The organism is Vibrio sp. 1CM24A, assembly GCF_023161725.1.
Classification (GTDB): Bacteria; Pseudomonadota; Gammaproteobacteria; order Enterobacterales; family Vibrionaceae; genus Vibrio; species Vibrio coralliirubri.
Genome location: NZ_JALNTS010000016.1, coordinates 1 through 12,488, shown reverse-complemented (window position 1 = coordinate 12,488; position 12,488 = coordinate 1). Strand labels below are relative to the sequence as shown.

Annotated in this window: 12 protein-coding genes and 1 riboswitch; of the genes, 9 read left to right on the top strand and 3 right to left on the bottom strand. The window is 43.5% G+C overall.

Translation table 11 applies throughout. The features are described from left to right. The first annotated feature begins 192 nt into the window (after window positions 1–192). The 4 genes from MSG38_RS23195 to dinF all read left to right on the top strand — a co-directional run bounded on the left by MSG38_RS23195 (window position 193) and on the right by dinF (window position 3,719). Window positions 193–555 carry a diacylglycerol kinase gene (locus MSG38_RS23195; protein ID WP_048615036.1) on the top strand — a complete coding sequence of 121 codons (363 nt, stop codon included), beginning with the start codon at window positions 193–195 and terminating at the stop codon, window positions 553–555. Between the two features lie 94 nt (window positions 556–649). Continuing rightward, entirely contained in the window at window positions 650–1,270 is a 621-nt protein-coding gene (gene lexA / locus MSG38_RS23190; RefSeq protein WP_019820514.1) for a transcriptional repressor LexA, read from the top strand. Between the two features lie 97 nt (window positions 1,271–1,367). Then, a complete protein-coding gene (locus MSG38_RS23185; protein WP_048610739.1) occupies window positions 1,368–2,246 on the top strand; it encodes a class I SAM-dependent methyltransferase in 879 nt (292 codons plus the stop codon). 117 nt (window positions 2,247–2,363) lie between these two features. Beyond that, a complete protein-coding gene (dinF, locus tag MSG38_RS23180) occupies window positions 2,364–3,719 on the top strand; it encodes an MATE family efflux transporter DinF (protein WP_181949961.1) in 1,356 nt (451 codons plus the stop codon). 183 nt (window positions 3,720–3,902) lie between these two features. Here dinF and sthA read toward each other — a convergent pair whose 3' ends face one another. After that, the gene (gene sthA, locus MSG38_RS23175) at window positions 3,903–5,303 is read right to left on the bottom strand and encodes a Si-specific NAD(P)(+) transhydrogenase (RefSeq protein ID WP_017061048.1); all 1,401 of its coding nucleotides are present in this window, start codon (window positions 5,301–5,303) and stop codon (window positions 3,903–3,905) included. A gap of 327 nt (window positions 5,304–5,630) precedes the next feature. On the opposite strand from sthA, the gene fabR reads away from it, so the two are divergent. Both fabR and MSG38_RS23165 read left to right on the top strand, forming a co-directional pair. Continuing rightward, the gene (gene fabR, locus MSG38_RS23170) at window positions 5,631–6,272 is read left to right on the top strand and encodes an HTH-type transcriptional repressor FabR (RefSeq protein WP_010438693.1); all 642 of its coding nucleotides are present in this window, start codon (window positions 5,631–5,633) and stop codon (window positions 6,270–6,272) included. Next, the gene (locus MSG38_RS23165; protein ID WP_050649833.1) at window positions 6,272–6,643 is read left to right on the top strand and encodes a YijD family membrane protein; all 372 of its coding nucleotides are present in this window, start codon (window positions 6,272–6,274) and stop codon (window positions 6,641–6,643) included. The genes fabR and MSG38_RS23165 overlap by 1 nt, the downstream gene beginning before the upstream one ends. An 81-nt stretch (window positions 6,644–6,724) precedes the next feature. On the opposite strand, the gene trmA is transcribed toward MSG38_RS23165, so the two are convergent. Then, on the bottom strand, window positions 6,725–7,834 hold the full coding sequence (trmA, locus tag MSG38_RS23160; RefSeq protein ID WP_017061050.1) for a tRNA (uridine(54)-C5)-methyltransferase TrmA: 1,110 nt from the start codon (window positions 7,832–7,834) through the stop codon (window positions 6,725–6,727). A 154-nt stretch (window positions 7,835–7,988) separates the two neighbouring features. Continuing rightward, window positions 7,989–8,194: riboswitch (cobalamin riboswitch) on the top strand. Between the two features lie 39 nt (window positions 8,195–8,233). On the opposite strand from trmA, the gene btuB reads away from it, so the two are divergent. From btuB to murI, 3 genes are read left to right on the top strand one after another with little or no spacing between them, the layout of a single operon-like run. After that, window positions 8,234–10,051, top strand: coding sequence for a TonB-dependent vitamin B12 receptor (btuB, locus tag MSG38_RS23155; RefSeq protein ID WP_248402729.1), 1,818 nt, complete (start codon window positions 8,234–8,236; stop codon window positions 10,049–10,051). 48 nt (window positions 10,052–10,099) lie between these two features. After that, window positions 10,100–10,765: an adenine nucleotide alpha hydrolase gene (locus tag MSG38_RS23150; protein WP_248402728.1), complete on the top strand. Its 666-nt coding sequence runs from the start codon at window positions 10,100–10,102 to the stop codon at window positions 10,763–10,765. 60 nt (window positions 10,766–10,825) lie between these two features. Beyond that, window positions 10,826–11,632: a glutamate racemase gene (murI, locus tag MSG38_RS23145; RefSeq protein WP_248402747.1), complete on the top strand. Its 807-nt coding sequence runs from the start codon at window positions 10,826–10,828 to the stop codon at window positions 11,630–11,632. Here the strand turns inward: murI and MSG38_RS23140 are convergent. Next, the gene (locus tag MSG38_RS23140; protein ID WP_017061054.1) at window positions 11,595–12,047 is read right to left on the bottom strand and encodes an RNA-binding protein; all 453 of its coding nucleotides are present in this window, start codon (window positions 12,045–12,047) and stop codon (window positions 11,595–11,597) included. The two genes, murI and MSG38_RS23140, sit on opposite strands and share 38 nt — an antisense overlap. Window positions 12,048–12,488: the final 441 nt, after the last annotated feature.

Genomic DNA, 12,488 nt, shown 5'->3' with positions numbered 1-12,488 from the left:
AATGTGCTGAAGCGTATCTCTATTTCTCTGATAAAAAGGATAAATCCTATGAGTGAAATAGGGATAAGCCTAGGCGTAAATTTAATCGATGCAAGAATACCAGAAACTGGTCTAACCTTTTAATGGAAATAGTCATATTGCCGTTAAGTTTGTGGAAAATCATTCATCGACTGATTGAGTATAGGGTTAAAAATGACCAAAAAATCAAACACCGGATTCAAACGCATCATCAAAGCTGCAGGCTTTTCATGGCAAGGCATTACGAGTTCGTTTAAAAACGAGGCTGCATTTCGACAAGAAGTCTTCATGGCAGCCGTGCTTATTCCGTTGGCATTTTACTTAGATGTAAGCCAAGTTGAGCGAATCTTGATGATCTCATCGGTGGTATTGGTGATGGTTGTTGAGCTAATCAATACCGCGATTGAAGCGGTTGTCGACCGAATCGGCAGTGAACATCATGAGCTTTCTGGGATGGCTAAAGATGTCGGTTCGGCAGCGGTTTTCATCTGTTTGGCACTCGCAGGTTATGTGTGGCTAGAGATCCTGTTTTTGTAATTTGCTAAAAATGAACTAAAAACAACCAATTGCTTTGCTTTTGTTCAGTTACTGGATATACTCACAGTCAACTGTATAAAAAGACAGGTGAATCATGAAGCCGTTAACGCCCCGCCAGCAACAAGTCTTTGACCTTATCAAAGGTAAGATCGAAGATTCCGGTATGCCACCGACACGTGCAGAAATCGCGCGTGAACTAGGCTTCCGTTCTGCTAATGCAGCAGAAGAACATTTGAAAGCTCTTGCTCGTAAAGAAGCGATTGAGATTATCCCGGGTGCGTCTCGCGGTATTCGTATTTTGCTTGAAGATGCAGCAAACGAAGAGCAAGGTTTACCATTAATCGGTCAGGTTGCCGCTGGTGAGCCTATCTTGGCTCAAGAGCATGTAGAAATGCATTACCAAGTTGACCCTGGCATGTTTAAACCACAAGCTGACTTCTTACTTCGTGTAAATGGCGAAAGTATGAAAGACATTGGTATTATGGATGGTGATTTATTAGCTGTTCATAAAACACAAGATGTACGCGATGGTCAGGTTGTCGTGGCTCGTGTCGATGATGATGTAACGGTAAAACGCCTAGAACGTAAAGGTTCAACGGTGCTGTTACATGCTGAAAATGAAGAGTTTTCTCCAATCCATGTCGATCTAGAATCTCAACACTTGTCTATTGAAGGGCTTGCGGTTGGTATTATTCGCAACACCGACTGGATGTAGTCAGTACAAACAGCTTATTGATATTTATTCTCAATAACTTGTTATTGTAATTGATATTCATTATCATCTTCTTTGTCGAGATACAAGGAAGATGATGATGCCAAATCCAACCAAACCTCAAATGAAGCCGCTTACTCGTAAGCCGCGCTCCTCTGTTCAAAAGGCTTCTTCTGAACAAGGGTCTGCACATCAAGAATTCCAAGTTCCGACCAACCTCGTTCAACACCTTTGGTTTCGTAGTCGCGAAAGCCTAGCCGATGATGGTCTCGTTTATGACCCAATCGCAGCTCAAGCCTGCAAGCGTTGCCAGCTCGCACCTGAATGTCTTACTGGTGAGCTTGACCAACAACAGCTTCTCTACGCAACACTGACTCAACTTTGTGACTCTCAAGTTCAACAATTTCTATCTCACAACCCAGATGCTTGGATCATCAATGTTGGGGCAGGGCTCGACACCCGTTTTTACCGTTTAGATAATGGACGCTGCCATTGGGTTGAGTTGGATGTGACGGAAAACCTAGTGTGGCGCCAACGCCTGTTCCACAAAAATGAACGCTATCGCTTGGAGTGTGGTTCTGTCGATGACCTAACTTGGTTGGATGAGCTTAATATTCCAGAACAAGCCTCGGTGATGGTGGTGTGTGAACATGCTCTGCTCGATTGCAATGAACAGCAGACGGCGAACTTCATTCAGTCTTTGAGCCGCTACTTTACTCATGCACATGCGTGTTTAGTGTTAGCTGGAGATAAAAGCTCAAGTACGTTGGGGCAAAAACTTGGTTCAGGAAAGTATGCGCATGGCCTATCTTCTCCAATAGACAGCGTTCTCAATTGGTTGCCATGGGCACAGTGGGTAAAAGCGTTTTCTCCACTAGACCAACAATGCAACCGTTGGAAATTGTGGCAGCGATTATTGTGTAAGATCTCTCAGGTCAAAAAGCGTTTAACGCCACAGTTAGTGCTCGTGAAATGGTAATCCTAGGTGTTTTGTATTTCGAGTAACTGAGTACATAGCCGGTATAAGTAAAATTCCACAACATAGTGAAAGCCCACCCACTAGGTTAAACTATCGCCTCTAATCTAAGAGGTGATCGTGAAGCTATTTAATCCCCAAACTATTTTTCAAACGCTATCCAATCAGGCGATGCACAAAAAAGTGCTGTTGCTCGCGATCCCGATGGTTCTCTCTAATATTACTGTTCCACTGCTGGGCTTAGTCGATGCGGCGGTTATCGGTCACCTCGAGCACTCTTGGTATTTAGGTGGTGTGGCACTGGGCGGCACAATGATCAGCGTGACCTTTTGGTTGCTCGGTTTCCTGCGTATGTCGACAACAGGGCTAGCCGCACAATCTTATGGTGCGAATGATGGCAAGCAACTTGGTTTAGTCTTCGTGCAGGGCGTGACCATGGCCTTAGGGTTTGCTGGTGTCTTTTTACTTTTACACAGTTTAGTCGCCGATTTAGTTTTCTCATTGAGTAGCGCCAGTGATCAAGTTAAGCACTATGGTCAGCAATATTTCTCAATCCGTGCCTGGAGTGCACCTGCTGCGCTAACTAACTTTGTGATTCTAGGTTGGCTGCTCGGGACTCAAAATGCCAAAGCGCCAATGTGGATGGTGATCATCACCAATATCACCAATATCGTTTTGGATATCGTTTTTGTTATCGGCTTAGGATGGCAAGTGGAAGGTGCAGCATTGGCATCTGTTATGGCTGATTATGCCGGTCTAACATTTGGCTTGATTTGTGTTTACCGAATCTGGGCGAAGAAACAGTTACCATCGGCATGGGCTCTGCTTAAGAAAACCAGCCAAGGTTTGAGTCGTTTCGTGAAATTGAATCGCGATATCTTTCTTCGTTCATTGTGTCTACAAGCGACTTTCACTTTCATGACCTTCCAAGGCGCAAGCTTTGGCGATGATGTTGTCGCGGCCAATGCCGTGTTGATGAGTTTCTTAATGATCATCTCTTATGGGATGGATGGCTTTGCCTACGCAATGGAAGCGATGGTAGGTAAAGCGATAGGCGCGAAAGACAAAGATGAACTGAACCAGTCATTGATTGGTACTTTCTTCTGGAGCTTCAATATTTGTTTGGTACTGACCATAGCGTTCGCACTCGCTGGCTCGAGTTTAATCAATATGATCACCACAATCCCAGACGTGAAGAGCCAAGCTGAGGTGTATTTACCGTGGTTAATCGCAATGCCATTGGTGTCTATGTGGTGCTTCTTATTAGATGGTATTTTTGTTGGAGCAACCAAGGGCAAGGATATGCGCAATAGTATGTTTGTTGCGACCTGCAGTTTCTTCGCGATTTTCTACTTAGCATCAGGTTTAGAGAACCATGCACTTTGGCTAGCGATGCTGAGCTTTATGGCAATGCGCGGAATTGGCCTTGGTGTGTTGTTTGTTTCTCAGTGGAAGAAGGGTGAGTTTCTCGCTTAGCTCTGAGGGCTCTTTTTGTGGAGAATAAATGAGGCTGTACAGGTAAAGAGGTATTTAGAACATCATGATCTAATTACTTTCAATGCCTTACTATTCAATGTCTTAAATAAAAACAGCAAGCGCATGGCTTGCTGTTTATGTATTTGGCCTATGGGTGGTCAAATACTCCTATTGGTTCTTTATCTAGAATAAGCGGTTGAGCCCGTTGAGTGCTGCAACACGATAAGCTTCCGCCATCGTTGGATAGTTAAAGGTCGTATTCACAAAGTACTCGATGGTATTTGCTTCACCTTTCTGTTCCATAATCGCTTGTCCGATATGGATGATTTCAGCGGCACGCTCACCAAACACGTGGATACCTAAAATCTCTTTGGTTTCGCGATGGAACAGAATCTTTAAGCTACCAATGTCTTTACCCGCAATTTGAGCTCGAGCTAGGTGTTTGAATGAAGAACGTCCTACTTCATACGGTACTTTAGCTGCAGTAAGTTCTTGCTCGGTTTTACCAACAGAGCTGATCTCCGGGATGGTGTAGATGCCGGTTGGGATGTCTTCAATAAGGTGGCGCTCAGCTTCACCTTTCACAATTGCCTGAGCCACAAATCGACCTTGGTCATAAGCAGCACTTGCTAGGCTAGGGTAGCCAATCACATCACCGACAGCGTAAACATGGTCAACATTGGTCTGGTAGTTGGTGTTTACTGAGACTTGCCCACGCGAGTCCGCTTCTAAGCCAACAGCACCAAGGTTAAGTTTATCGGTATTACCCGTTCGGCCATTAGCATACAGCAGGCAATCAGCACGCATCTTTTTACCTGACTCTAAGTGAATGATCACGCCATCATCAGTGCCTTCTATTTTCTCAAAGGTTTCATCGTTGCGAATCACGACGCCGCTGTTCCAGAAGTGGTAAGAAAGCGCATCTGAGGTTTCATTGTCTAGGAATGACAACAGACGGTCACGAGTATTGATAAGATCGGTTTTTACACCCAAACCGCGGAAAATCGATGCGTATTCACAACCAATAACGCCAGCACCATAGATGATGATGTGTTGCGGGTCGTGTTTAAGAGAAAGAATCGAGTCGCTGTCGTAGATACGTTCATGCAAGAAGTCGACGTTATCTGGTTGGTAAGGGCGAGAGCCTGTCGCGATAACAAATTTGTCTGCACTGTAATGTTCTTCAGTGCCATCGCTTTGCATTACCGAGACAGTGTTGGTATCGATAAAACGTGCAGTACCAAATACCAACGTGCACTGGTTGCGGTCGTAGAAGCCTTGGCGTAATCGAGTCTGCTTGTCGATAACCGATTTGGCATGACCCAAAATGTTGGAAAACGTTGAGTGAATGCTTTTGTTGTTCTGACAAAACAGCGGATTACTGTTGAATTCGATAATACGACTTACGGCATGACGCAGTGCTTTTGAAGGAATCGTTCCCCAGTGAGTACAACCACCACCAACGCTGCTCTCTTTTTCAATGATTGCAACGTTCAACCCTGCTTTGGTTAATCCCATCGCTGCCCCTTCTCCTCCGGGGCCACTACCAATTACGATTACATCAAAGTGGTTGGAGTGCGGCATAGATATCTTCCTTGTTATATTTGATTAACATTGCTTTAGCGAGATTTTAACTGATTCTGTTCTTGGGTACATGAAAAGGGCATCAGAGAGTCGGTGGGATCACGCAGTGTTATCGAAAAAATAATATTTGGTATGTCGTATGTCTCCAAATGACAGTGTGGATATTGAAATTTTTTCTTCGAACGTATTTACTTCGGTACGTGAACAAAGAGGTATGTTTAGTGTCTTATATAACCAGAGTGCCTTATATAAATAAGTGATTCGCGTTATATTGAACAGAGTATTAGACATGCCTGTTTAGGCTGTAAAAGAAGAAATTGATAAAGTATGAAACCAATGGGCATTCGCGCACAGCAAAAAGAAAAAACTCGTCGCAGCTTAATCGATGCTGCATTTAGCCAACTCAGCGCTGATCGTAGTTTTTCCAATCTAAGCTTGAGAGAAGTCGCTCGTGAGGCTGGAATAGCACCGACTTCCTTTTATCGTCACTTCAAAGACATGGATGAGCTTGGCTTAACCATGGTTGATGAAGGTGGCTTACTGTTGCGCCAGTTAATGCGTCAAGCTAGGCAGCGCATAGTAAAAGAAGGCAGTGTGATTCGTACATCGGTTGAAACCTTTATGGAATTCATTGAAAGCAGCCCTAACGTATTCAGACTGTTATTGCGAGAGCGCTCAGGAACTTCATTTGAGTTTCGTGCAGCGGTAGCTCGTGAGATACAGCACTTCTCTGCTGAGTTAACCGAATATTTGATAACGACTGGCATGACAAGGGACGAAGCTTTTACTCAAGCTGAAGCCTCGGTCATCTTAGTTTTCAACTCAGGGGCAGAAGCATTAGATTTAGATCGACGTCAGCGAGATGAATTGGCTGAACGCTTGATCATGCAATTGCGAATGATGGCCAAAGGAGCTTTTTGGTATCGTAAAGAACGTGAACGTAACCGATTAAAAGGCGGGATTGAATAATGTCGAATGAAAATAATACTGTAAACCGTGGTTCTGAAAGAAAGACACTCGTACTTGCTGTTGTAGCCGGTGTGTGTGGTGATGCATTGTTATCTTGGGTAACAATGAGCGAAGTGGGCTTCTCTATTTTTCCGCTGATCGCTTTAGTTTTGGCAGTACAAGCGCTTTACCAAGAATACCTAACTAACCCAGTATCTGAAGATATCCCACTAGTAGGTCTAGCTTGTTTCTTCGTGGGTGCATTTGGCCACTCGGCTTTCGTGAAAGCACAACACCCTGATGCTGGCTCAAACTTCTTTGCGATTATTGTCGCGATGCTGCTTTTAGCCTGGATAGGTAAGAAGCTAGGCTTTATCGGTAAAACCGCTTAAACCAATCTACAAATAAAAAAAACGAGCCAATTGGCTCGTTTTTTTGTATCTGCTGTTTGTCTTAGACCGAGAAAGCGAGACTTATGCTTTACGCTCTAAGAACACACCCGCTTCCATGTGGTGGGTGTAAGGGAACTGGTCAAACAGAGCAAAGCGAGTGATATCGTGCGTTTCGCTCAGAATGTCTAGGTTCTCTTTCAATGTTTCAGGGTTACAAGAGATGTACATGATACGCTCGTAACCTTGAACCATCTTACAAGTATCAACATCCATACCTGAACGCGGTGGATCAACAAAGATAGTGTTGCAGTTGTAGCTCTTAAGATCGATGTTCGCTTGCTGTAGACGACGGAACTCACGCTTACCTTCCATTGCTACGGTAAAATCTTCTGCAGACATTCGGATGATCTGAACATTTTCAATGTTGTTCGCCGCGATGTTGTATTGCGCAGATTCTACTGACGGTTTCGCCAGTTCTGTTGCCAGTACACGCTCGAAGTTTTGTGCCAGCGCTAATGAGAAGTTACCGTTACCACAGTAAAGTTCAAGCAAGTCGCCTTTGCTGTCTTGAGTACAGTCGACAGCCCATTCCAACATTTTCTCTGCTACTTTGCCGTTGGGTTGAGTAAAGCTGTTCTCTACTTGCTGGTAGATGTAGCTATCACCATTCACGTCTAGCTTTTCAATGACGTAGTCGCGGTCCAGTACGATTTTCATCTTACGCGCACGACCAATCAGGTTTAGGTTAAAACCTTCATCGTTCAATTGCTGCTTCAGTGCTTTAGCATCTTGAATCCACTGTTCACCTAATTGACGGTGGTAAAGCAGTGACACCAAAATCTCGCCGCTTAATGTAGAAAGGAAATCTACTTGGAATAGCTTGTGGCGCAGAGAGTGGTTGTCCTTCATTGCATCTGTTAATAGAGGCATTAGGTCATTGATAAGACGGCTAGCTGCAGGGAACTGGTCTACGCGGTATTTTTCTTTAGTCTCTTGATTGAACATGACGTAATACATATCGTCACCTTCATGCCACACACGGAACTCAGCACGCATGCGGTAGTGTTGTTCTGGAGATTCATACACTTCCAGTTCAGGCACATCATATTCTGAGAACATTTCTGTAAGACGCTCTGTCTTTTCTGCCAGTTGTTCTTGGTAGCGTTGCGGGTTTACATCTAAATTCGCCATTGTTATGCCTTTTGCTGTCGTGCTTTTAAATCAAGAGCGCAGATTTTATTCAATCACAGGCGCTTGTCCAGTGTTGAGAGCCATTCAATGTAAATCGACCATGAAAACTATAGCTTATAACTATCTTAGACTAGACAAATGATTCAGAGGTCAATACTATCTTCGGCAAGCTGGTGTCATTTAGATGTATAGATGGCTGAAGAGGGAATCTGGTGTAAATCCAGAACTGACGCGCAGCGGTAAAAGAGAACGAGTATTCATAAGACACTGCAAATAGCTTTTTGTGGGAAGTCGAATATTAGGTAACCATAAGGGTTGTGCTCTTGAGTCCGAATACCTGCCAGCGGCCAAACCATAAGATGTGGTTTGGTAGGACTTTACGCGATTTAGGATCACAACATGAACAAATCCCTTTTAGCGGTTGCTGTAGCATCGCTGCTTTCACCTATCTCCAATTTACACGCCCAACAAGCATCTGCCGACGAAACCATGGTGGTGACGGCTAACCGTTTTGAGCAGAGCACGGAAAGTGTTGTCGCTCAAGTTGAAGTAGTAACACGCCAAGATATCGATCGAATCCAAGCTAAGTCTCTAACAGATGTGTTTAGACGATTGACGGGTATCCAGGTTTCACAAAATGGAGGCCGAGGTCAGCAAGCTTCGATCTTTGTACGTGGTTCTAATTCTGATCAGGTACTTGTTCTAATTGATGGTATTCGTTTTGCGCGAGCTGCGAAAGGTGGTGTCGATTTTAGCCAGTTACCAATTACATTCGTTGATCGTGTGGAATACGTTCGAGGAGCTCGTGCCGCTATGTATGGCTCAGAAGCGATCGGCGGTGTTATCAATATTATTACCGTTGCAAACTCTGACAATGAAAAAACGGTGGTAAGTGCTGGCTTGGGAAGCTTAGATTACGAAGAGTTGAGCTTTGTTAGTGGTACTAAGGTCGGTGAAAATGGTCACTTAAACGTATCTGTTGGTTACGATTCTGATGAGGGATACAACGTTCATCCATTACCAGGTGTTAATGATGGTGATCGCCATGGTTTTGAATCACGCAATGCTCTAATTGGTTATGTTCATAATTTTGATCAGAAATGGAGTGGCTTCGCGAATTTCCGTATGTTTGAAACCATTTCTCAGTACGATGGTTCATTTGGTACAGACCATTCTTACAAAGAAGCTGAAGTTCAAAATTCTACCTTTGCTACTGGTGTTAAATATAGTGGCAGTGAACTTAAGTCTGATTTCCTAGTTAACTATCAGAATCAAGATAACTGGAACTACGAACAGTCTTTAGGCAAGAACTCAGCGTCAGCAACATCTGATGAGCTTGAACAGCTAAATGTTCAATGGGTGAATTCATACAAACTGACTTCGGCACTGACTCTTAGTGGCGGTGTAGATTGGCGTGATGAGGCTTATATTGTTAAGCCTTCGAATACTGAATACGACAGAACGAATGTTGCGTACTTCGCTGCATTAAACGCAGACGCGGATAAAGTGTTCGGAGAACTGAGTCTTCGTGTTGATGACAATGAGCAGTTTGGTACAGAAACTACTTACAACACAGGGTTAGGCTATCGTTATGCTGAGTGGCTTGTTGTGAAAGCAGCTTATGGCACATCCTTCAAGGCACCTAACTTATATCAACTATATAGCTACTACGGAAATGCACAACTAGAAGCTGAAAAGGCAGATTCATTTGAGCTGACTTTTGGTGGCTTAATCAAGGATGTTGATTGGTCGATTACTGGCTATGACACGAACGTCGAAGACTTAATTGATTACAACTACGCGACAAGTAAGTACTACAATACCGATGGCGAAAGCCAATTACGTGGCGTGGAAATGGTCGTTGGATTTGATACTAGCTTTATTAACCACCAAGTGAGCGCTAATTTCCAAGACCCAGAAGATCAATCTGGTGAGCAACTAATACGCCGAGCTAAGAAGATTTACAAGTATAATGCAGTGGCTAGTTTCGATGATGTTGATGTTTCATTAGGTTACCAATATGTAGGTGAGAGACCGGACTTCTCTGAAGATCTCGCAGCGTATAGCTTGTTTGATGTTTCTGTGAACTACTATGCGAATGAAAACCTTACTTTAAATGGTCGAGTGGATAACTTAACTGACGAAGAGTACGAGACTGCTGGTGGATACCCATCACCAGAGCGTACATATTACGTGAATGCTACTTACCAATTCTAATTATCACCTAAACCGCCTTCGGGCGGTTTTTTCTTATCAGGTATATCAATGAAAAAGAAAGTCGTCATAAGTTGGTCGTCAGGTAAAGACTCTACATTAACCCTAGAACGTCTACTTGAAAGCACCGAGTATGAAGTTGTTGCTCTCTATACTACGTATGTGGGAGATGAGGTTCCTTTCCAAGTCACGCCAATCGAGGTTGTCGGAATGCAGGCAACATTGATCGGCTTGCCATTAATAGCGATTGAGCTGCCGGAAGTCTTCCCAAGTAACGAGATCTATCAAAGTACGATTGTTACGGCGCTTAAAGAGTCGGGTTTATCAATTGATGCCGTGGCATTCGGCGATATGTTTTGCAATGGTATTGCTGATTACCGAAGAAGTTATATAGAACCTGCGGGTTGGGAGTGTGTATTTCCTCTACTGGGAGAGAGTAGCCAAGCGCTGGCTCAAGAAATCATAAATAGAGGAATCGAAACCTTTCTCGTCACGGTTGATAGTGAGGCATTAGGTGTTGGCTATTGTGGGCAACAATACACGCCTGAACTAATAGATAGTTTACCAAACCACGTCGACCCATGTGGTGAAGATGGTGAGTTTCATACCTTAGTCACGTCAGCGCCATGCTTTAAAGGAAAGCTTAAGATAGCGCTAGAAAATACAGAGCAGGGTGAGCGCTTTGTGCATCAACGCTACCGAGCTTGCATTATATAGAGTGATGATTGGCGAAAACTAAGTGAAGGGGTATCATTGCTGCGGAACTTCTTACAGGTAATGGTTGTGTCGGAAAGCATACAAAAAAACATATTGGTCTTTGATTCTGGTGTTGGCGGTCTGTCTGTATATAAAGAGATAAGCCAGTTACTACCCAATCACAACTATATCTATGTATTCGATAACGAGGCTTACCCTTATGGTGAGCTCGATCAGCAAGTCCTCATTCAGCGAGTCCCAAGTATCGTCGCCAGTTTTGTGGCGAGTCACGCTATTGATATCGTGGTGATAGCTTGTAATACGGCTAGTACGATAGTCCTGCCGACACTTCGCGCTAATAACCTTATCCCTATTGTCGGCGTAGTCCCGGCAATCAAACCTGCTTCGTTACTGGCTAATAAAGCGGTTGGCCTTATTGCGACTCCCGCGACGATTACTCGTGAATACACACACGAGCTCATCAAAAACTTCTCGAGTAATAAAAGAGTAGAGCTGTTAGGTTCTACTCGGCTGGTGGATATGGCCGAAGATAAACTCAGAGGTGAGGAGATTAACCTTGAAGAGTTGCAGCAAATCCTTCAACCGATGATCAACACAATTGATGTAGCCGTATTAGGGTGTACCCATTTCCCATTGATCAAATCAGAGATTCAACAAGTACTGGGTGAAAGTGTAGTGCTGATAGATTCTGGTAAAGCGATAGCTAAACGGGTTCAAGATTTGTTGGGTTTGGAAAGCATTAATAAAGAAGGGGGAGTGCGTGAGGTTTTTTGTAGTGCACTTCCTAAAAAAGAAAGTGCACTAAATAGTATGTTAAAGCAGTTAGGGTTTAGCTCAGTTCAGATTCGTCCGCTTCAGGATGTTTAGGATCATTTGCAACACGTACTTTTAAAGTGCGTTGCATGTAATCTTTATCGTTAAGTGCAGAGATCGCATGATTCACATCATTACTTGCCATAACAACAAATCCAAAGCCTCTTCTTTTACCAGTACGTTTGTCTTTCATTAAACGTACTGCAAATACTTCACCATGCTCTGAGAATAATTCACGTACATGTGATTCGTTCGCTTTGTATGGAAGGTTACCCACATAAAGTGTTTTGGTTGAAGCCTTAGGTTCTGAATCTGATTTTGAGTCGGTGCTTGAAAAGTTAACAACAAAAGCGGAAGCCAAGACACCAAGGATAAAGGTAATTGCAGGCGATATATCTACCTGAGAGAAAACAATGCCGCCTAATACAGCCAGTGCGACAATTAACAACATCGATTTTTTTGAGTTCATATCGGAATACTACATATTAATAAACGAAATAGACGCATCTACCATTAACAAAATAGACACATGAATCTTACGTTCATGGCTTCCATTTTTCCAATGTATTGCTGTGATACGTCTCAAATGTTTAGTTTTTATTCGAAAAATGCGGATCTGGTGGCTTTTTAGGCGAACAAAACTTTTATTTCAAAAAGCCCTTGTGCTCCATCTCAATCTCTCTATAATGCCGCCTCACCGACACGGAGTGAGACGAAAGTCACACGGCGAAATCGGTAGAGAAAAAGAGTTTGAAAATAACCCTTGACTCTCAAAGTGGTGCAGGTATAGTACGCACCCCTAGCGACTGAGATGTGAATCACAAAACGCTAGCGCTCTTTAACAATTTAAACCTATCAATCTGTGTGGGCACTCGTTGATGAATATCAAAACGTTTTATCGTTAGATAAA